This window comes from Colwellia sp. BRX10-4, assembly GCF_014077465.1.
Taxonomy (GTDB): Bacteria; Pseudomonadota; Gammaproteobacteria; order Enterobacterales; family Alteromonadaceae; genus Colwellia_A.
The window spans coordinates 1-22511 of the sequence record NZ_JACGVZ010000017.1 but is presented as its reverse complement, the minus strand read 5'-3'; the positions used below and the strand labels follow the sequence as shown (position 1 = coordinate 22511).

Annotated in this window: 17 protein-coding genes; 13 read left to right on the top strand and 4 right to left on the bottom strand. The window is 38.7% G+C overall.

Annotation, left to right across the window (positions count from 1 at the left end; genetic code table 11):
* Positions 1-63: 63 nt before the first annotated feature.
* The gene (nrdA, locus tag H4J67_RS13440; protein WP_070373844.1) at positions 64-2337 is read right to left on the bottom strand and encodes a class 1a ribonucleoside-diphosphate reductase subunit alpha; all 2274 of its coding nucleotides are present in this window, start codon (positions 2335-2337) and stop codon (positions 64-66) included.
* 581 nt (positions 2338-2918) lie between these two features.
* Entirely contained in the window at positions 2919-3824 is a 906-nt protein-coding gene (locus tag H4J67_RS13435; protein WP_182175581.1) for a LysR family transcriptional regulator, read from the bottom strand.
* 178 nt (positions 3825-4002) lie between these two features.
* Between H4J67_RS13435 and H4J67_RS13430 the strand changes: the two genes are divergently transcribed.
* From H4J67_RS13430 to H4J67_RS13420, 3 genes are all read left to right on the top strand, one after another.
* Complete coding sequence (locus H4J67_RS13430; protein ID WP_182204018.1) at positions 4003-4689, top strand: type 1 glutamine amidotransferase domain-containing protein; 687 nt, start codon at positions 4003-4005, stop codon at positions 4687-4689.
* Positions 4690-4765: 76 nt separating this feature from the next.
* Positions 4766-5923: an iron-containing alcohol dehydrogenase gene (locus H4J67_RS13425; RefSeq protein WP_182175583.1), complete on the top strand. Its 1158-nt coding sequence runs from the start codon at positions 4766-4768 to the stop codon at positions 5921-5923.
* Positions 5924-6062: 139 nt separating this feature from the next.
* Entirely contained in the window at positions 6063-7106 is a 1044-nt protein-coding gene (locus H4J67_RS13420; RefSeq protein WP_182204017.1) for an NADP-dependent oxidoreductase, read from the top strand.
* A 147-nt stretch (positions 7107-7253) separates the two neighbouring features.
* Here the strand turns inward: H4J67_RS13420 and H4J67_RS13415 are convergent, their stop codons facing one another.
* Together H4J67_RS13415 and ubiG are read right to left on the bottom strand one after the other, a co-directional pair.
* On the bottom strand, positions 7254-7913 hold the full coding sequence (locus tag H4J67_RS13415; RefSeq protein WP_220463309.1) for an HAD family hydrolase: 660 nt from the start codon (positions 7911-7913) through the stop codon (positions 7254-7256).
* A gap of 15 nt (positions 7914-7928) precedes the next feature.
* A complete protein-coding gene (gene ubiG / locus H4J67_RS13410) occupies positions 7929-8651 on the bottom strand; it encodes a bifunctional 2-polyprenyl-6-hydroxyphenol methylase/3-demethylubiquinol 3-O-methyltransferase UbiG (RefSeq protein ID WP_182175585.1) in 723 nt (240 codons plus the stop codon).
* Positions 8652-9105: 454 nt separating this feature from the next.
* Between ubiG and H4J67_RS13405 the strand changes: the two genes are divergently transcribed.
* The 10 genes from H4J67_RS13405 to lapB all read left to right on the top strand — a co-directional run bounded on the left by H4J67_RS13405 (position 9106) and on the right by lapB (position 22362).
* Complete coding sequence (locus H4J67_RS13405) at positions 9106-11445, top strand: S8 family serine peptidase (RefSeq protein ID WP_182204016.1); 2340 nt, start codon at positions 9106-9108, stop codon at positions 11443-11445.
* A 203-nt stretch (positions 11446-11648) separates the two neighbouring features.
* Positions 11649-12203 (top strand): DUF962 domain-containing protein, encoded by a 555-nt coding sequence (locus H4J67_RS13400; RefSeq protein ID WP_182175644.1) that lies wholly within the window; start codon positions 11649-11651, stop codon positions 12201-12203.
* A gap of 191 nt (positions 12204-12394) precedes the next feature.
* Positions 12395-15118 carry a DNA topoisomerase (ATP-hydrolyzing) subunit A gene (gene gyrA, locus H4J67_RS13395; RefSeq protein ID WP_182175587.1) on the top strand — a complete coding sequence of 908 codons (2724 nt, stop codon included), beginning with the start codon at positions 12395-12397 and terminating at the stop codon, positions 15116-15118.
* Between the two features lie 274 nt (positions 15119-15392).
* Entirely contained in the window at positions 15393-16481 is a 1089-nt protein-coding gene (gene serC, locus H4J67_RS13390) for a 3-phosphoserine/phosphohydroxythreonine transaminase (protein WP_182175588.1), read from the top strand.
* 132 nt (positions 16482-16613) lie between these two features.
* Positions 16614-17957 carry a 3-phosphoshikimate 1-carboxyvinyltransferase gene (aroA, locus tag H4J67_RS13385; protein WP_182175589.1) on the top strand — a complete coding sequence of 448 codons (1344 nt, stop codon included), beginning with the start codon at positions 16614-16616 and terminating at the stop codon, positions 17955-17957.
* Positions 17958-18003: 46 nt separating this feature from the next.
* Positions 18004-18684 (top strand): (d)CMP kinase, encoded by a 681-nt coding sequence (cmk, locus tag H4J67_RS13380; protein WP_182175590.1) that lies wholly within the window; start codon positions 18004-18006, stop codon positions 18682-18684.
* 121 nt (positions 18685-18805) lie between these two features.
* On the top strand, positions 18806-20467 hold the full coding sequence (rpsA, locus tag H4J67_RS13375; RefSeq protein WP_070376968.1) for a 30S ribosomal protein S1: 1662 nt from the start codon (positions 18806-18808) through the stop codon (positions 20465-20467).
* A gap of 109 nt (positions 20468-20576) precedes the next feature.
* On the top strand, positions 20577-20864 hold the full coding sequence (ihfB, locus tag H4J67_RS13370) for an integration host factor subunit beta (protein WP_070373831.1): 288 nt from the start codon (positions 20577-20579) through the stop codon (positions 20862-20864).
* A gap of 80 nt (positions 20865-20944) precedes the next feature.
* Positions 20945-21187, top strand: a complete 243-nt coding sequence (locus H4J67_RS13365; protein ID WP_070373830.1) for a lipopolysaccharide assembly protein LapA domain-containing protein — start codon at positions 20945-20947, stop codon at positions 21185-21187.
* Between the two features lie 5 nt (positions 21188-21192).
* Positions 21193-22362 (top strand): lipopolysaccharide assembly protein LapB, encoded by a 1170-nt coding sequence (gene lapB, locus H4J67_RS13360; protein ID WP_182175592.1) that lies wholly within the window; start codon positions 21193-21195, stop codon positions 22360-22362.
* Positions 22363-22511: the final 149 nt, after the last annotated feature.

The window sequence follows — 22511 nt, the reverse complement described above, 5'->3', positions numbered from 1 at the left end:
GTATGACTGATTATGCTCAAAGCTTCATTGTTAACAAACAATGAAGCTTTGTTGTGCGCACAATTAAATTTTACATGCACCGCCTTCACAGTCTTCTTCTTCTAATCCGAGCATATTCTCAGACGCACCATCACGGGTGTTATGGTAATACATGGTTTTAACGCCTAGTTTATAAGCGGTTAAAATATCTTTTAAGATTTGCTTCACCGGTACTTTTCCGCCTTCAAAGCGTGCAGGGTCATAGTTAGTATTTGCAGAGATGGTTTGGTCAATAAACTTCTGCATGATACCCACTAACTGCAAGTAACCTTCGTTACTTGGAATATTCCAAAGTAACTCATAGTTACCCTTTAATCTTTGATATTCAGGTACAACCTGTTTTAAAACACCATCTTTACTAGCCTTTATACTGATTAAACCTCTTGGTGGTTCAATTCCATTTGTAGCATTTGAAATTTGTGATGAAGTTTCAGATGGCATTAACGCTGAAACCGTTGAATTTCTTACGCCATGTGTCTTGATACTCTCTCGCAAAGTTTCCCAGTCAAGATGAAGGGGCTCACCAGTAATGTCGTCAATAGTCTTTTTATAAGTATCAATCGGTAAAATACCTTGCGATAAACGTGTCTCATTAAATTTAGGACAAGCGCCTTTTTCTTTTGCTAATTCGTTTGATGCTTTCAATAAATTAAATTGAATGGCTTCAAAGGTACGGTGAGTTAAATTGTTGGCACTGCCATTTGAATAATACACGCCGTTTTTAGCTAAGTAATAAGCGTAGTTTATTACGCCTATGCCTAATGTTCTTCTGCCTATCGTCGCATTGTAAGCAGCTGGCATTGGGTAGTTTTGATAATCAAGTAAACTATCAAGTGCTCGAACTGCAAGGTCTGATAAACCTTCTAATTCATCTAAGCTTTCTATTGCGCCTAAGTTAAAGGCTGACAAAGTACAAAGAGCAATTTCACCATTTGGATCATTAATATCATTCATTGGTTGTGTCGGTAGCGCAATCTCTAAACACAAATTACTTTGGCGTATCGGTGCCTGTTTCGGATCGAATGGGCTGTGTGTATTACAGTGATCAACATTCTGTAAATAAATTCGACCTGTGCTGGCACGCTCTTGAGCAAACAAGGTGAATAACTCAATAGCTTTAATACATTTTTTACGAATAGAATCATCAGCTTCATATTTTACATACAAGGCTTCAAATTTATCTTGGTCTTCAAAAAAGGCATCATAAAGCCCAGGGACATCGCTTGGGCTAAAGAGAGTAATAGACTCACCTTTAATTAAACGTGTGTACATAAGCTTATTGAATTGCACGCCGTAATCTAAATGGCGGACACGATTTTCTTCAACACCTCGGTTATTTTTAAGGACCAGTAAACTTTCAACTTCTAAATGCCAAAGTGGGTAGAACAACGTTGCTGCGCCACCTCGAACCCCCCCTTGAGAACAACTTTTAACAGCCGTTTGAAAATGCTTGAAAAACGGAATACAACCGGTATGAAAGGCTTCACCATTACGTATCGAGCTACCTAAAGCGCGAATACGGCCAGCATTGATACCAATACCTGCTCGTTGTGAAACATATTTAACAATAGAGCTAGAAGCCGCGTTTATTGAGTCTAAACTGTCACCACATTCAATTAATACACAAGATGAAAATTGACGTGTAGGCGTACGTACCCCTGCCATAATAGGGGTAGGTAACGATATTTTGAAGGTTGAAATTGCGTGATAAAAACCTTCAACATATTTTAAACGTGTTTCTACAGGATATTTAGCAAATAAACAAGCGGCCACTAAGATATATAAAAACTGAGCACTTTCGTAAATTTCACCCGTTACCCGGTTTTGGACAAGGTATTTACCTTCTAATTGTTTGACAGCGGCGTAACTAAAGTCTAGATCGCGAGGATGAACAAGAAATTTTTCCATTTGTTCAAACTCTGCTTCGCTGTAATCAGCTAGAAGATGTTCATCATATTTACCATTTTCTACCATACTAACAACATGGGTAAATAATTTAGGTGGCTCAAATTGACCGTAGGCTTTTTTACGTAGATGAAAAATAGCCAAACGTGCTGATAAATATTGATAATCAGGTGTCTCTTCTGAAATAAGATCAGCGGCAGCTTTAATGATAGTTTCATGTATGTCAGCAGTCTTGATACCGTCGTAGAATTGAATATGAGATTTCAACTCAACTTGTGACACCGAAACGTTATCAAGGCCTTCAGCAGCCCACGTGATAACTTGATGAATTTTTTCTAAATCGATGAGTTCTTTTTTGCCGTTACGCTTACTTACAAAAAGATTATTAGTCATGAAGAGCCTGTCATTTATTAATTATGCTGGTCGCTTTATTTACTTAACGTTGTCAACTATAAAAACGTTAAGTGAACACTTATCAGTATTATATTTCCCTAAAATGTAAATGAGTACAAAAAAACATCTGAACAACAAATACACTATATGTAGGGGTTTTCTAAAAACTGATCACAAGATAATGAGGTTTGACTGTTTTTGCAAGTGATAAAAAGCATAGTTTTTAATAACTTTCTTCAGAGTAAAAGTTCAGTTAGTAACGACTAACTTAGTAGTGCTTTTTATTTTTGATATTACAAAAACGCAACGTTTATTTTAATTAATTTTTGTGGATAATTTATTTTTAAATAAAATTACCCGTTTATTGGTTGTTTTTGTCAGCTAAAACTTAATTTCTAATAAAAACAACACGTTGCTTTTTTTTAAGCAGCAAGGCCACTAAATGAACAATAATGTTGATATAGCTGTTCAGGTTAAGCGTTACTATGACAACTTGTATAAAGTTTATCCGCTAGTTATTAGTCAGTCATAATAGCGGTTGGTCCACACAGAAATATATATGCTAATAAGTTGGGTTATTGCTATTTTATTATACTTTGGCTGGTAAAATATTCTTTTAAGAAGTTAAGTAATAAGCGCAGTTTTTTGGAATTGGCTGTACCTGGCGGGAATACACCAAAGACATTAATGTCGCTAAAAGCATAATCATCTAGCACTGTTTCTAAAGTGCCTGCTTTTATTTTTGGCCAAGCATCGTAAATAGGAATACGTCCCAGACCATGTCCTGCTTCAACAAAGGCGGTACGTGCAGCTGCATTATTGGTACTAATACTACCTTTTGTGGTGACACTGAACGAACGACTGCCCTTAGTCAAGGTTAACACTCCAGAGGTTAATTTATAAATAACCCATTGGTGGTCGCTTAAATCAGACGGTTTAGTGGGGCGGCCAAATTGCAGGAAATATTCAGGTGCGCCACATAGGCATGTTTGCAGCGTTGCCAGTTTAGTTGCTTGCAAACCAGAGTCAGGTAAGGGGGCACCACGAATTGCTAAATCGATACCTTCTTTCATAATATTAACGACCTCATCAGTTAACATCACATCGAGTGCTATTTTGGGGTAAATTTTTTTAAATTCGTTCAGTGCCGGCACAACGGTCTGCAAACCAACATTTACCGGACACGTTATTTTAAGTAAGCCGATAGGTTCATTTTTGAAATTTTCAATTTGCTGATTAGCGGCACTCGCTTGCTCAGCAATAACTCGACAGCGCTCATAATAGGCTTGACCCGCTTCAGTAAGATTAATCGCACGTGTTGAACGATTAAGTAACTTTACCTCGAGCTGCGCTTCAAGCTTCTTCAAATGATAACTTACTACTGCTCTTGAGAGCCCTAAATGTTTAGCGGCTGCACTTAAGCTACCTTGTTCAATGACTTGAGCGAAAACAACCATACTTTTGAGTTGTTCAAATGAGATATCCATAACGTACCTATTGAGGTAATAACCAGCCAATAATTTACTTTGTCAATCATTGTATCAATTATTGATACAATGATGTCAGTTTTATCTGCATTGTTCATGTTCGTTCTTAGGCATATACTGGACAAATAGAATCAAAAAACACCTAAACTCACTTATATAACCAAACGGATGAATGATAATGACTAAACAAATATTAATGGTACTTACTTCACATGACGAGCTCGGTAACACAGGCCAAAAAACCGGCTTTTGGGTTGAAGAATTTGCTGCTCCTTATTATGCCTTTATCGATGCGGGTGTGGAAGTTACTTTAGCAACACCTAAAGGTGGACAAGCACCAATAGACCCAACCAGCACACTTGAAGACTTTCAAACAGCTGCGACAGACCGTTACGATGCAGACAGCGAAGCACAAGCTAAAATCGCTAATACGCTAATATTAGCTTCTGTTAATGAAGCTGATTTTGACGCAGTATTCTATCCTGGTGGTCATGGTCCATTATGGGACCTTACCGACAATACTGACTCAATTACTTTGATTGAAAACTTTCTTAAGGCCGGAAAAGCTGTTGCAACAGTTTGTCATGCAAGTGCTGCTTTGTTAAATGTAAAACAAGCCTCTGGTGATTTTGCTGTCAAAGGCAAAGCCGTAACCGGTTTTACTAACAGTGAAGAAGAAGCGGTGCAATTAACTGAAGTTGTGCCATTTTTAGTAGAAGATGAATTGATTAAACGTGGCGGCGAATACCAAAAGGCTCAAGATTGGCATGCCTTTGCAATTCAAGATGGTCTTATTATTACTGGTCAAAACCCAGCTAGCTCGGCATTAGCCGCTGAAAAATTATTAACTCACCTTTCAGCATAGCTACTTAGAACAGACAACTCGATTAGCTAAGCTGTTTAGCTAATCGATTTAACGCTTTACCTTTAAGGACATATAAATGTTAAATTTCAATTTTCAAAACCCAACTAAAATTAATTTTGGTCCGGGAGAAATTAAAACTATTTCAAAAGAAATACCACTAGATGCAAGAGTACTCGTTGTTTACGGTGGAGGTTCAATCAAAGGTAATGGTGTTTATGAGCAGGTTATTGATGCGCTTAAAGAACACACTTACTTTGAATTTTCAGGCATTGAACCTAACCCAACTTACGACACTTTAATGAAAGCGCAAACGATCATCAAAGCTGAAAACATTGATTATTTACTTGCTGTTGGCGGTGGCTCTGTTGTTGATGGCGCTAAATTTATTGCCGCTGCGGCATTATTTGAAGGTGATGACCCTTGGGATATTCTTGCCAAACAGCAAGCGTTCACTAAAGCTTTACCCATTGGCGCGGTGTTAACTTTACCTGCCACTGGCTCAGAAAGTAATGGTAATTCCGTGGTAACACGAGACGGTAATAAGCTCCCTTTTTCTAGTCCTTTAGTGCGTCCATTATTTGCGGTGTTAGACCCAAGTGTGACCTTCTCATTATCAGATCGTCAAATTGGTAATGGTGTTGTTGATGCTTTTATTCATACCATTGAACAGTACTTAACTTACAGCGTTAATGGCAAAGTACAAGACAGGTTCAGTGAAGGTTTATTACAAACCTTAATTGAAGAAGGACCTAAAGCCTTAGCCCCGGCAACTAAAGATGATTTAGACGTTAGAGCAAATATTATGTGGTCGGCCACTATGGCACTAAACGGTCTTATTGGTGCTGGAGTACCACAAGATTGGTCAACACATATGATAGGCCATGAATTAACAGGTGCCTTTGGTATTGACCACGCTCGAACCTTATCTATTGTGTTACCTGCCGTGATGAAAGTACGTCGTGAGCAAAAGCGTGAAAAATTACTTCAATATGCAACACGTGTTTGGCAGATAACTGAAGGTGATGATAATGCACGTATTGATCAAGCTATCCGTTTAACAGAAGAGTTTTTTGAAAAGATGCAGGTACCAACGCGCTTATCTCACGTTGATCTTGGTAGCGCTGATATTGATTCCCTTGTCGAACGATTAGAGCAACATGGCATGACAGCACTAGGTGAAAACAGTGATATTACTCTAGCAATAAGCCGAGAGATTTTAACGCAAGCCTTGTAAAGATAAAATAAAAATGAGTGGCTTGTTTAATTGACACGCTGCCCTTATTCATAAAAGGTCGATATATTTCTCTTATATTGGCCTTTTTTAATCCCAACACACTTAGCGCTTTTACTGGCTCTTTACAGGAGTAACTCTTATGACTCAAACAACAGATACCAATCGCCAAATGGTGCTAGCATCAAGACCCGTTGGCGCGCCAAAAGCAGAAAATTTTAATCTCGTTACTAGTAATAAACCCATCCCTCAAGCTAACGAAGTATTACTTCGTACGGTTTTTCTTTCACTCGACCCTTATATGCGAGGGCGAATGAATTATGCTAAGTCTTATGCCGATCCCGTCGCTTTAAATGCAGTGATGGTGGGTGGAAGTGTTTGTCGAGTAGAAGAGTCAAATCACAACGATTACACAAAAGGTGATTGGGTTGTCGCTTTTGGTGGCTGGCAGGATTATAGCGTTATTCATGGTAGTGAATTGCTCAAGCTTGATAATGATATGGTTAACCCGTCTCATGCCTTAGGTGTTTTGGGTATGCCTGGGCTAACGGCTTACATGGGTTTATTGGATATCGGTCAACCAAAAGCAGGTGAAACGGTAGTCGTTGCTGCGGCAACAGGAGCGGTTGGAAGTTTAGTGGGTCAAATAGCTAAATTAAAAGGGTGTAAAGTGATCGGTATTGCTGGCGGTGAGACTAAATGTACCTATGCAGTTGACAGTTTAGGGTTTGATCATTGTCTTGATCATAAAAGTGATGACTTAGCTGAGCAACTAGCGGCCGTTTATACATCAGGGATTGATGTCTATTTTGAAAACGTTGGCGGTAAAGTCTTTGACGCTGTTATGCCACTATTAAATAGCTGTGCCCGTATTCCTTTGTGTGGCTTAATTTCTCAGTACAATGCGACAGAATTACCTAGTGGACCTGACAGACTTTCTTCATTGATGGGAACACTACTTGTTAAGCGTATAAAAATGCAAGGTTTTATTGTCTTTGATGATTATGGTCATCGTTATAACGAGTTTAGCGAGCAAATGGTAAAATGGTTAATGGCAGGTGAAATTAACTATAAAGAGCATTTAATTACCGGACTAGAAAATACAGTAAATGCTTTTATTGGTTTATTAGAAGGTGAGAATTTTGGTAAGTTAATTGTGCGAGTAGGCCCTGACAATATTGACTAACAGTTAACCAAGCGTTACTTTATTATGGGTGTTTTATTAAGAAAAAAGCCACGGTTGAGTGGCTTTTTTATGTGTTGGTTATAGCAAGTTAAGGACCTATATCACTGGATTTAAACCGTTACTTTATTCGCGTTTGGCTTAACATTATTACAGTAATGATAAGATATCTAAGGGGGTTTCAGCGTGATAGTCTGCTTGCCAGTTTTTACAATCTTCACCAGCGATAATATAGCCCCACTTTGCAATGACGGTAGTTGCTTGAGCACTATTGCCGGCTTCAATATCACGCAAAGCGTCTCCGACATACAAACATAGCTCACTTGGCACTGATATTTGTTCACAAGCTTTGAGGATAGGCTCTGGGTGTGGTTTTCGGTTGGTGAAAGTATCACCACCAACCAGTGATAAACATTTTTCGAATTCACTATAATAAGGCAATAATAGTCTTGTTAAACCTTCTGGCTTATTCGTGACAACACCCCAAGGAATGTTTCGTTCATTCAACGTCAACAGTAATTGAGCTACGCCAGGATAAAGACAGGTATGTACCGCAATATTTTCTTGGTAATAAGTGAGGAATTCCGCGCGTAACTCCTCGTAATCATAGTTTTTTAAAGCTTGTGCAAAACCAAGGGTTAATAACCCTAATGCACCATCAGAAGCGATTGGACGATAATCTTCACGAGCCACTTCTGCTAAGTTATATTTTCGTAAAACGTAGTTAAGTGCTGCACCTAAATCATTAGCAGTATCTAATAAGGTGCCATCAAGATCAAATAATACCCCTGAAATTTTAGTATTTCGCAATGGACATTCCCTTATTTAAATTTTTTGGCAACAAAGAATATAATTTACATCTAGTGATGAAATAAGTTTGTGATTCTCTGTCAGCGGGTTGTAATGAATGCCTGCGGCATCAATGCATTTGAGATCAAATGATTCAGCCCAGCCAATTAAGGTCGATGGACGAATAAAACTTTTGTGGTCGTGTGTACCGTCCGGGACTATTTTAAGGACTTTTTCGGCGGCAACAATAGCCAATAAATATGATTTTATTGATTTGTTTAAGGTTGAAAAAAAGACATAACCACCGGGTTTTATCATTTTAGCGCAAGCTTCTATAATTGAAGCGGGATCGGGTACGTGCTCAAGCATTTCCATACAAGTGACGACATCAAATGTTTTGGGTTGATCAATCGCTTTGTCTTCGGCGGGTATTTTTTGATAATCGACCGTTAAACCACTCTCCAACGCATGCAATCTAGCTACATTTAATGGCTCTTCGCCAAGGTCAATCCCAGTAACATCGCCACCAAGCTTGGCTAAACTCTCGGCTAAAATACCACCACCACAGCCAACATCAATAATTTTTTTACCAAAAATATCACCGACATGCTGACAAATAAATTGTCGACGAATAGGGTTTATTTGATGCAATGGTTTAAAATCGCCATCAAGGTCCCACCACTGGCTTGCAACTTTTTCAAATTTGGCTATTTCTTCTTCATTTACGTTAACAGTTTTAGTGTTGTTAGTTGTTGACATTACATTTTCACTATTTTAATCAATTATTGTCAGTAATTCTAAACTAAAGTAAATGGTTCGCCTAGTACTGAACGTTGAGTTTGTTATCCTCGTTAAAAGTGGATAAGTCATAGCTAATGCAGACGAGCCAAAACTGAGAAAGCAGGGCACATTAAGACTTTTTTATAGCGATTATCTTACTCATTACTGATTTTTATCAGCTAATGCCCCTTAATTTAAGTCTTTATTTACCAAGATTTAGCAGTAAAAATAAAGTCTTATGTTATAAGTTGTTGATTTAAATGTGGTTGTTACTTTTGTTTTGTCTTTTTTATTTAACATTTCAATAACATACTTGTAATGTGTGAAACATTGATGTTATGTTCATTGCTGCTTCGAAAATGACGTATCACTCTCATTTGAAATTCCCCCAGCAAAATAATAATTAAAATTAACCTAATAGGTAGGAATATAGATGTCGAATAAGATAACAAAGAAATCATTAATATTGACCACTGCAAGTATATTGTCGGTATCAATATCGACAGCACTTTACGCTGCTCAACCACTTAGCATACAAAACGCAGATAATGTATTATCTGAAGTGACCAGTTCACCCTTACCCAAACGCTTTATAATCAAATACAAGCAAGCAGCTAATAACCAAGCAGGCAGTAATCAAACAACTAGTTTCATCGGTAGCCAAAACGCCTTTGTTCGCCTTGCCGCCGTTAAGGAAAAATTAAAGAGATTACGGGTCAATGTTAAAGCCGAATTTCCAGATGTTAATATGATCAGTGCTGAGCTATCTACATCACAAGTGATGAATTTAGCGATGGACAATAATGTGGAATACGTAGAAGAAGATTTACCACGTCGCTTTATGGCACAAACGGTGCCTTATGGTATTGGCATGGTTCAAGCCGATCAAGTTGACGATATGATTGCTTCTGCCAACGCTGGCGGTAAGAAAATATGTATTATTGATTCAGGTTTAGACTTACCTCATGAAGACATGGGGGCACAAGGAGGCACAATAACTGGTACAAGCAATAGCGGTACAGGTAACTGGTATGATGAAGGTGGTCCGCACGGTACTCACGTAGCAGGAACAATTGCCGCACTTAATAATGGTATTGGCGTTCGTGGTGTTATTGGCACCGATCCTAATTTGCACATTATAAAAGTATTTAATGCTGCGGGATGGGGATACTCTTCAACACTTGTTAGTGCTATTAACGATTGTGTCAGTAATGGTGCAGACGTTATTAACATGAGCTTAGGTGGTTCTGGTTCAAGTACCAGCGAACAAAATGGTATTCAAGCGGCCTATGATGCAGGCGTTTTACTTATAGCTGCAGCCGGTAATGATGGTGTTGCTACAGCAACGACTGATTTAGAAAGCTTTCCTGCTTCTTACGATGCAGTGATGTCAGTTGCTGCTGTTGACAGTAATAAAGCCTTAGCTGACTTTTCACAAAAAAATAGCCAAGTAGAGATATCTGGCCCAGGCGTTGATGTTTATTCTATTTATCCTGAAGGTTCAGGTTCAGTCGTTGAAGTCTCTGTCGCTAATGTCGGTTATACCGCTAATGCAATGGAAAACCAAGGTCAAGCAACGGGCTCTCTCTATGACTTTGCCACGGGCGAAGCTATAGATACAGGCGCTGCAGGTAGTGTTTGTTTAATCCAACGTGGCAATATTTCGTTTTATGATAAAGTTAAAGCTTGTCAAGACAGCGGAGGTGTAGGTGCAATTCTTTATAACAATGCACCGGGAAGCTTTGGTGGCACGTTAGGTGATGCAAACGCAACTTCTATCCCAAGTGTTACTGTATCTGATACGGACGGCGCAGCGATGAAAAATAATATAGGCTTAAGCGCCAGTATAAATATTGGCGCGGGTAATTATGGCAAAATGAGTGGCACTTCAATGGCATCTCCTCATGTTGCTGGTGTTGCTGCCTTGGTATGGAGTCATCACCCAAGCTGTACTAACGTTGAAATTCGTAACGTATTAAATAGTAGTGCACAAGATTTAGGTGCTGCGGGTCGCGATGTTAAATTTGGTTATGGTTTAGCCCAAACTAAAGATGCGATCGATTACATTACCGCAAATGGATGTGATGGCTCTGGCGGTGACACTGGCGGTGGTGGTGGAACAATACCAGATACTGTCCTTGAAAATGGTCAGGTTAAAACTGAGTTAACGGCTGCAACGGGTAATGATTTAGTTTTCACTATGGAAGTACCTGCTGGTGCAACAGATATTAATTTTGCGATGACAGGTGGTAGTGGTGATGCTGATTTATATGTGAAGTTTGGTGCTGAGCCAACTGACAGTGTTTACGATTGTCGCCCTTATCAATCAGGTAATGTTGAATCGTGTGCAAGTACACAAGCAGGTGGCACTTACTATGTAAGACTTAAAGCCTATAGTGATTTTGCCGGTGTTAGTTTAACGGGTAGTTACACTGAACCTTCTACGGGTGGTGGTAATACAATTAATCCGATTGATACCACAATTAATAATGTTAATGTTGCAAGAAGAACATGGAAACGTTACACCCTTGATTTAGCCGATGGTTATGCCGATCTAACGGTTACACTTTCAGGTGGTTCAGGTGATGCAGATTTATATGTAACACAAGGTAAACAGTCAACAACGTCTGTTTATGATTGTCGCCCTTATAAAAATGGTAACAATGAAGCTTGTAACTTTACCGACCCAGCTAAAGGTCTATGGTATGTCGATATCTACGGCTATTCAGCAGCTTCAGGTATAACATTAAATCTACAAGCTACACCCAAATAATCTAAAGAAAGGGGCAACCCGTTCACTTTATGTTGATAAATAAAACCCTGCTTCGGCAGGGTTTTTCGTTAGATCTGTTGTAAAAAAGAAGATGATATAGTTACTCGACACAAAATGGGCTGTAATTGCATCTTGAAGTTTAATAGCTATAAATATAAATTGTCACTTAATAGGTACGATGCGAAAAAATCTAAGAGGTCATGATGAAAACAGTAATAGAACAACTGTCTAGCTATAAAAGCGTTCACTTAAACAGAAAAAATATTCATACACACTTTATTGGTGTGCCAATGATCATTTGGTCAATTGCCTTATTACTTGCCAGTGTATCCTTTGAAGTTGTTATCAATAACTACTTAGGCGTTGCACAAGTTAACTTTACTTTAGCCGCCATACTTTCAATTGCGGTGTTTATTTATTATTTAATATTGTCGTTACCTCTTGCGTTATTGGCGTTCATTTTGTTTGGCCCGTTAATGTGGAGTGTTCATGAAGTTGTAAAAGTAGAACATCATATTATTATTGCAATAAGTGTCTTTATTATTGGATGGGTTATTCAATTTGTTGGTCATCATTACGAAAAAGCAAAGCCGGCATTTTTTGATGATATTAACCAATTATTTATTGGACCATTATTTGTAATTGCGGAAATTTATTTTTCATTAGGACAAGGGAGAATATTAAATAAAAAAATTACTGAAAAAGCCATTGAGAAACGCCGTATATTTGAACAAAAAAAGCACAATAATATATGTTGAGTTAAAATGGTGAACAATAAACAACCATTTGGAAGTTAATGACTTTTCAGTGCTACCATTTTAAGTACTTTTAAGATAATAAAGCGGTATGGCATCTCATTAAAAATATGATAGTATGCTGTGTTAATTAATAATTATAATTTCGAAAAAACTTTCAAAATTCTTGCTAAGTTAAGGGATACCATCGACTTATGACCGATTTGTCAAACAATGTTGTACCCGTCAATATTGAAGATGAGCTAAAAAATTCTTATCTAGATTACGCCATGAGCGTAATTGTAGGCCGTGCATTACCAGATGTACGAGACGGCTTAAAACCTGTTCATCGCCGCGTATTATTTGCGATGAATGTACTTGGTAATGACTTCAATAAACCTTACAAAAAATCAGCACGTGTTGTTGGTGATGTAATAGGTAAATACCACCCACACGGCGATACTGCCGTTTACGATACGATAGTACGTATGGCGCAACCATTTTCATTACGCTATATGCTAGTAGATGGTCAGGGTAACTTTGGTTCGGTTGACGGTGACTCTGCAGCAGCAATGCGTTATACCGAAATCAGAATGTCAAAAATAGCACATTCTATTTTGGCAGATCTTGATAAAGAAACGGTAGATTTTGTACCTAACTATGACGGTACAGAACATATACCTGTTGTTATGCCAACGCGTATTCCTAATTTATTAGTGAATGGTACCTCAGGTATCGCCGTAGGTATGGCAACCAATATACCTCCTCACAATTTAACAGAAGTGATAAACGGCTGTTTAGCACTGATTGAAAATAGTGATTTGACCTTTGAAGAGATATTAGAATATATACCTGGTCCTGATTTTCCAACAGCCGGTATTATTAGCGGTCGTGCCGGTATTGAAGAAGCTTACCGTACTGGTCGTGGCAAAATTAAAATTCGCGCCCGTGCCGACATCGAAGTTCATGAAACAACCGGTAAAGAAACGATTGTTGTTCATGAATTACCTTATCAAGTAAACAAAGCCCGCCTTATCGAAAAGATGGCAGAGCTGGTAAAAGAAAAACGCCTTGAAGGTATTTCAGCGCTGCGTGATGAGTCTGATAAAGACGGCATGCGCATGGTTATTGAAATTAAACGTGGAGAAGTCGGTGAAGTTGTATTAAATAACTTGTACAAACTTACCCAAATGCAAGTTTCTTTTGGTTTAAATATGGTGGCGTTAACTAACGGCCAACCTAAATTATTTAATATCAAGGAAATGCTTGAAGAGTTTATCCTTCATCGCCGTGAAGTTGTTACTCGTCGTACTATCTTTGAATTACGTAAAGCACGTGAACGCGCGCATTTACTAGAAGGTTTGTCGATTGCATTAGCGAACATTGACCCGATCATTGAATTAATTAAAAATTCACCAACGCCAAGTGAAGCAAAAGAAAAACTGCTGGCTCGTGGTTGGGATTTAGGTAATGTTGCTGATATGCTCAGCGCCGCTGGTGATGACGCAGCACGCCCTGAATGGGTTGAAGCTGGTTTTGGTATTCAAGACGGTCAATACTTCTTAACTATGCAACAAGCACAAGCGATATTAGATCTTCGCTTACATAAGTTGACTGGTTTAGAACACGAAAAAATCTTATCTGAATACAAAGCATTACTCGATATTATCGCTGAGTTATTACATATATTAGGTTCGCCTGAACGTTTAATGGAAATTATTCGTGAAGAGCTAGAAACTATCCGTAATGATTTTGGTGATGAACGTCGTACTGAAATTACTAATGCTTCGCATGACTTATCCATGGAAGACTTGATCACAGAAGAAGATGTTGTGGTTACGTTATCACATGAAGGTTATGTTAAATACCAAGTGTTAAGTGACTATCAAGCACAACGCCGTGGTGGTAAAGGTAAAGCAGCGACTAAGATGAAAGAAGAAGATTTCATTGAACGTTTACTCATTGCTAATACCCACGATACTATTTTGTGTTTCTCAGATCGCGGAAAACTCTACTGGTTGAAAGTGTTCCAATTACCTTTAGCGAGTCGTACTGCCCGTGGCCGACCTATTGTTAATATTTTACCGCTTGATGCAGGTGAACGTATTACCGCAATATTACCGGTTCGTGAATATGCAGAAGACAAGTTTATTATCATGGCAACGGCTTCAGGTACTGTTAAGAAAACAGCACTTACCGCTTATAAAAACCAACGTGCTAACGGTATTATAGCCCTTAACTTACGTGATGATGACACCTTAATTGGCGTTGCTATTACCGACGGTTACAACGATATTATGTTGTTCTCGGATGCGGGTAAAGTTGTTCGTTTTAATGAGAAACTTCGTGACAGTGAAACGGGTGAAATTAAATTAGATGCAGAAACAGGTGAAGAACGTTGGGCATTAAAACCTATCGGACGAACCGGTACTGGTGTTCGAGGTATTAAGTTAGAAGGTGATCAAAAGGTTGTGTCACTTATTGTGCCAGTTAATGATGGCCCAATATTAACGATAACCGAAAATGGCTTTGGTAAACGTACCGCGTTAACTGAATACCCAGCGAAAAGTCGTGCGACTAAAGGTGTTGTTTCTATTAAAGTTAGCGATCGAAATGGCCCAGTAGTTGGCGCTGTTCAGGTTGAAGATTTAGATGAAATAATGCTTATCACTGATAACGGTACTTTAGTACGTACTCGTGTTAATGAAGTTAGTGTTATTGGTCGTAATACTCAAGGTGTTCGTATTATTAGAACGGTTGAAGGTGAACATGTTGTTGCATTGCAACGTATTGACGAAATTGAAGAAGAAGACGTTCCTGAAGGAACGGAAGAAACTTCTGAGCAGTTAATCGCTTCGTCAACTGAGAGTACCTCAACAGAGGTAGCACCAGAAGCTGACAGTGATGAAGAACAACTCATCGAAAGTGATAACGAATAGTTACCGCTATAAATTCGGTTTAAAGGGCGGCTAATCACCGCCCTTTTTATGTTTAGGACGAACGTATGTCACGATCACATCGATGTGAATGAGTGACGATGTTCAGGACGAACGGTATTAAGCAAATGCAGGAGCATTTTTCCATTTGATGAGCAGTCTTATTTTACCCAAGAGAATGCTGACCAAATTGATGTTTATAATAAAAATAATTAAAACAGTTAGACCAAGTGCATCGACAAGCGTATTTAAAACTTTATAGAAGGTGTTGTGTTATATGTCTCATGTATTTAACTTTTGTGCCGGTCCTGCGATGTTACCTGTAGAGGTAATGAAAAAGGCACAAGCAGAATTTGTCAATTGGCAAGGTACGGGTAGTTCAGTGATGGAGCTGAGTCACCGCAGTAAAGAGTTTTTGGTAGTAGCCGCAAAAGCCGAAGCGGATTTACGTGATTTGATGGCAATACCAGAAAATTACAGTGTTTTGTTTTGTCATGGTGGTGGTCGAGGTCAATTTTCTGCGGTCCCTTTAAATTTTCTACCAAACGGCAAATCAGCCGATTATGTTATTTCTGGCTCTTGGTCAAAAGCTGCCGCTGCAGAAGCTGAGCATTATGGTGAAATAAACGCGATCAATGTTGTTAGTAAGGTTAAAGGCGAAACTCACGTATTACCAAGTAACGAGTGGGGCTTAAACCCTAATGCTGCCTTTGTACATTATTGCCCGAATGAAACCGTTGACGGTATCGAGATGTTTGATATTCCAGAAACTCATGGGGTGCCACTGGTTGCTGACATGTCGTCAACCATTTTGTCTCATGAAATTGACGTTAAAAAATTCGGTCTTATCTATGCCGGTGCGCAAAAAAATATTGGTCCCTCTGGTCTAACTATTGTTATTGTGCGTAATGACTTATTAGGCAATGCTCAATTAACAACGCCCTCAATCATGAATTATCAGGTGTTAGCAAAGAACGATTCAATGTACAATACGCCGCCAACCTATGCATGGTATTTAGCCGGTTTAGTATTTGAATGGTTAAAAGAGCGTGGCGGTGTTAAAGAAATTTCAAAGATAAACAAACAAAAAGCTGAGGTTTTATATGGTTATATTGATGAAAGTGCGTTTTATCAAAATCATATTGAAGCAAAGTATCGTAGTCTAATGAATGTGCCTTTTTGGTTAACAGATGAAAGCTTGAATGATGAGTTTTTAAAACAAGCAGAAGCGCAGGGACTAATGGCTTTAAAGGGTCATCGTATGGTGGGTGGTATGCGCGCCAGTATTTATAATGCTATGCCATTAGTGGGTATAACTGCGTTGGTTGCTTTTATGAAAGAATTTTCCGCTAAAAACAGCAAGTAATAACAAGTAAAGTAATCATTTTATCTTTGTTTTATCGCTCGTTTATAGTGCTGGCGAGCAACATCAGTAATTATATTTAGTAAAAGTGATTGAAAAATTGTCATAAAAAAACATTAATTTAATGGAAAAAAAATGTCTCAAGTAAATAAAACATTAACTATCACCACAGGCCTTGCCGGAAAAGTATCCGGAGATATCATTGTACCGGGTGACAAGTCATGTTCGCATCGCTCTATTATGTTTGGCTCTTTAGCTGAAGGTACCACGCATGTTTCGGGTTTCTTACCTGGAGACGATTGTTTAGCAACAATGAATGCGTTTAAGGCGATGGGCATAAAAATAGAAGGCCCTGACAAGCAACAAAATGTTGTTATTCATGGCAAAGGTTTACGTGGTTTAACCGCACCTCAAGAAGCTTTAAATATTGGTAATTCAGGGACAACAATCCGATTAATGTCGGGATTACTCGCCGGACAAAATTTTGCATGGCAAATGGCTGGTGACAGTTCTTTAAATAAACGTCCTATGGCACGCGTTGTTGACCCATTAAAATTAATGGGTGCAAATATCTCTGCTGCCAAAAATGGTACGCCACCGGTTATTTCACAAGGTATTGATGAAGGTCAAACCTTAACCGCGATTCATTACGACTTACCCATGGCCAGTGCACAAGTAAAATCTTGTGTATTACTTGCTGGTATTTATGCCGACGGCATTACCTCGGTAACCGAACCCGGTATTACTCGCGATCACACTGAACGCATGTTGACCGCCTTTGGTTATCCGGTAAAGGTTGAAGATACCCCTATGGGTAAAAAGGTTTCTATTGAAGGCGGCCATCAACTAACGGCTTGCGACATTCAAGTACCCGGCGATATTTCATCAGCAACATTTTTTATGGTTGCGGGTTTAATTGCTAAAGAAGGTCAGTTGACTATTCGTAATGTGGGTATGAACCCGACGCGTATTGGTGCTATTAATATTTTACAGCAGATGAATGGCGATTTGAGCATCATCAACGAGCGTATGGCGGGCGGAGAGCCTGTTGCTGATGTTGTGGTTAAATCATCACCATTAAAAGGTATTGATATAAACGAACGTGATGTACCGCTTGCCATAGATGAGTTCCCAGCGATATTTATTGCGGCTGCTTGTGCTGAAGGTACAACACGTTTACGTGGCGCGGAAGAATTAAGAGTGAAAGAAAGCGATCGCATTCAAGCAATGGCTGATGGCTTAAAAGAATTAGATATTGACTGTACTGTTTATGATGACGGTATAGATATTGTTGGTGGGCAATTAACATCAGGGACTATTCATAGTCATGATGATCACCGTATTGCCATGTCTTTTGCGATTAGCTCATTACGAGCTACTGGTGAAATTCAAATTTTAGAGTGTGACAATGTAGCGACTTCGTTCCCTAATTTTGTCACCTTAGCAAACCAAGTGGGACTAACGCTCAATCAAGCTTAAATTAAGTGACTAACTTAGTTTAACTTGCTTTAGTGTAGATAAAAATATGATAGAACAAATACCGGTAATAACTATAGATGGACCTAGTGGAGCAGGTAAGGGCACAGCCGCACGTTTAGTTGCAGAGCAACTTGGCTGGCACTTGCTTGACAGCGGAGCTATTTATCGTGTGCTTGCAGTGGCGACATTGCATCACCATTTAACTATCGAAGATGAAGAATCCTTGATCCCCATTGCTGCTCATTTAGACGTGCAATTTGAAATAACCAGTCAAGGTGAAGGAAAAGTTATTTTAGAAGGCGAAGATGTTAGTAATAGTATACGCACAGAGGAAGTTGGTGCTATCGCTTCTAAAATAGCAGCCTTCCCTCGGGTGCGTGAAGCGCTTTTACGTCGCCAACGTGCTTTTAAAGTCGCTCCCGGGCTTGTCGCTGATGGAAGAGACATGGGAACAATCGTTTTTAGTAACGCACCAGTTAAAGTTTTTTTAACCGCTTCTGCAGAAGAAAGAGCACAACGTCGATTTAATCAGTTGAAAGAGAAAGGTTTTGATGTTAAAATCGGGCGCCTTTTGGATGATATACGTCAGCGAGATGAGCGAGATCAGACCCGTACGGTCGCTCCCCTTATCCCAGCAGAAGGTGCGTTAATTGTTGATTCTACTGACCTTTCTATTGATGAAGTGGTTACCAAGATTTTAACATTTGCCAATGGCAAGTTAACGTAAACGAAGCTATATAGCTTCAAAATCAACCTATAGCCTACTGTACGGATGCACTGGGCACTATTAAATAACCCCATGAAACATTGATGTTGACTGGATTAATAACTGAGTTTATATGCAAGTTATGACTGAAAATTTCGCACAACTATTTGAAGAAAGTTTAAAAGAAATCGAAACACGCCCTGGTTCAATTATCAAAGGTACGATTGTCGCTATTACTAAAGACAATGTTATCGTTGATGCTGGCCTTAAATCTGAAAGTGTTATTGACATTAACCAGTTTAAAAACAACGCTGGTGAAGTTGATGTAAGCGTTGGCGATGAAGTCGACGTATCTCTTAAAGCTACAGATGACGGTTTTGGTGAAACTATTCTTTCACGTGATGACGCTAAACGTCATGAAGCGTGGCAAGTGCTTGAGAAAGCATATGAAGAAAAAGAAACTGTTATCGGTGTTATCAACGGTAAAGTTAAAGGTGGTTTCACGGTTGAAGTTAGCGATATTCGTGCTTTCTTACCGGGTTCATTAGTAGATGTTCGCCCAATTCGCGATACAACTCACCTTGAAGGCAAAGAATTAGAATTTAAAGTTATTAAGCTTGATCAAAAGCGTAATAACGTTGTTGTTTCTCGTCGTGCCGTTATCGAATCTGAAAGCAGCGTTGAACGTGATGCATTGTTAGAGTCATTAGCAGAAGGCCTAGAAGTTAAAGGTATCGTTAAGAACCTTACTGACTACGGCGCATTCGTAGACTTAGGCGGCATTGACGGCTTACTACACATTACAGATATGGCTTGGAAGCGCGTTAAGCACCCAAGTGAAATCGTAAATGTTGGTGACGAAATACAAGTTAAAGTATTGAAATTTGACCGTGAGCGCACTCGTGTATCTCTAGGTATGAAGCAGTTAGGTGAAGATCCATGGGTAGCAATTGCTAAGCGTTACCCTGAAGGCGCTAAACTTACTGGTCGTGTAACTAACTTAACTGACTACGGTTGTTTTGTTGAAATCCAAGAAGGCGTTGAAGGTTTAGTTCACGTTTCTGAAATGGATTGGACTAACAAAAATATCCACCCATCTAAAGTTGTTAACTTAGGTGACACGGTTGAAGTTATGGTATTAGAAATTGACGAAGAACGTCGTCGTATTTCTTTAGGCCTTAAACAGTGTATTGCTAACCCTTGGGAAGAGTTCGCTAAGAACTTCAACAAAGGCGACAAAGTATCTGGTAAGATCAAGTCAATTACTGACTTTGGTATTTTTATTGGTCTTGACGGCGGCATTGATGGTCTTGTTCACTTATCTGATATTTCATGGGCTGGCGGCGAAGAAGCTGTTCGTGAATACAAGAAAGGTGATGAAATCTCAGCTGTAGTATTACAAGTTGACCCTGAGCGCGAACGTATTTCTTTAGGTGTTAAGCAAACTGAAGATGATCCGTTTAATCAGTACCTTGCAGATACTAAGAAAGGTGCTATTGTTACAGGTAAGGTTATCGAAGTAGATGCTAAAGGCGCTAAAATTGAATTAGCCGAAGGCGTTGAAGGATACCTACGCGTATCTGATATTTCTAGTGAGCGTATCGAAGATGCGTCAACTGAATTATCTGTTGGTGATAGTGTTGAGACTAAGTTTATGGGTGTGGATCGTAAGAACCGTGCTATCAGCTTATCAATCAAAGCTAAAGACCAAGCAGAAGAACGTGAAGCTATGGATAACCTAAACCAAGTTGAAGAAACTGGTTTAAGTGCAATGGCTGCAGCGTTTAAAAACGCTAAAAACTAATTTAGACACTTGAAGGTGAGAAGTGTTTGAAACATAACCCTTCTCTTCGTTTAAAATCCATTGGTGAGAAGGTACTATTAACTTCAATCTAGTGAACACAGGAGGTCAAATGACCAAATCTGAACTTATTGAAAGATTAGCCGATAAATTAAGTCATTTATCAGCGAGAGATGTTGAACAATCTATTAAAGAAATCTTAGAAATGATGGCACAAACCTTGTCAAAAGGTGAGCGTATTGAAATTCGTGGTTTTGGTAGTTTTTCATTACATTTTCGTGCTCCTCGTGTTGGACGTAACCCTAAAACTGGCGAATCTGTTGAGTTGGCAGGTAAATACGTTCCTCATTTTAAACCTGGAAAAGAGTTACGTGAAAGGGTAAATCTTTCAATAGCGTAATTGATAAATTATCAATAAAACGGCATGCTATAATGGTATGCCGTTTTTTTTAACTTAATTTTCATCATAGGTAACTTATTTTGCGTATTTATATTACAGCGTTTTTACTGTTCAGCTTACTAGTCATCGCTTTTATCTTTGGTAGTCAAAATGAGCAGACCTTAACGTTGAATTATCTCATCGCCCGAACTGAACTATCAGTTGCTGCGGCTGTCAGTTTATTTACCACTTTGGGCTTTGTACTCGGCTTACTCTTTGCATTATTGTGGAAGTTTGTTCGAATGATAAAACCTAAAAAGTCATCCTCTAAAGAATCAGTGTAAATTATATGTTAGAACTATTGTTCTTATTACTCCCTGTTGCAATGGGCTATGGCTGGTTCATGGGCCGTAATAGTGTTAAACAAAATGATCACTCAGCTAAACAAGCCTTGTCGATAAAATATTCAACAGGCTTAAATTACCTCTTATCAAATCAACAAGATAAAGCGATAGACTACTTACTAGAAGCTCTTAAAGTTGAAGATGATACTGTTGAAGCACACTTTGCCATGGCCAATTTATTTCGTCGCCGTGGTGAGCTTGACCGCGCATTAAAAGTGCATGAGCACTTAGTTAGACAGAAACATTTATCCGCTAAAGATAAGCAACAAGCGGCTTATGAACTAGGTAAAGATTTCTTTAGTGCCGGCTTATACGACCGCGCTGAAACGATGTTTGAAAAACTGCTTAAATCAAAACACTATGGCTTAAAATCTCTTGATTATTTAATGCGTATTTACCAGTCTACTAAAGATTGGTCAAAAGGCATCAGTCATAAAAAAGCCATTGTTAAAACTAAAGATAAAAAACTTCTTCATAACTTAGCTAATTTTTATTGTGAATTAGCGACAACAGCCTTCGCAGAAGATAACTTTATTGAAGTCATAGAGTTATTAGAGTTGGCGTTGATTTATGATGCTAATTCTTGTCGTGCTAATTGGTTATTAGCTCAAATTTATGAAAAGCATCAACAGTTCAATGAAGCCTGCCGATGTTATCAAGACATCTATCTTCAGGATAAAGAATTCTTTCCTGATGTTATTGATGAAATGCAAAATTGTTATCATCAGTTAGATGCCGACGATGAATATTTTAAATTCATTAGAAAAGTTTATGATGAAACCGGTGGTTCGAGCGCACTGATAAAATACTTAAGTCATCTTGAAGCTAAATATGGCAACAAAAAAGCGAAAGAGTTTATTTTACTTGCCTTGAAAAAGCGTCCAACCATTAAAGGCTTTAAGCATTTTATTAAGATGCAAATGGTTAACTCTACTGAGCATGACAACACCGAAAATTTAGATATGATCAAAGAATTGATTGGCGCTTATTTGAATTTAAAACCCCGTTATAGTTGTCGAACCTGTGGTTTTAATAGTAGTAAACATTATTGGGCGTGTCCTTCATGTCATGACTGGGAACAATTGAAACCAGTTAGAGGCCTAGAAGGCGAATAATATCTAACTTCTTTGTTCTACATTTCAATGGCTGCATCTAAAGTACTCACTGATTAGCGTCAGCTGCGTGCTTTTTCTTTGCTCTTGAATCATAGAAGGTCAAATTAGAATATTATTAAAGAATTAAAGAATTAAAGAATTAAAGAATT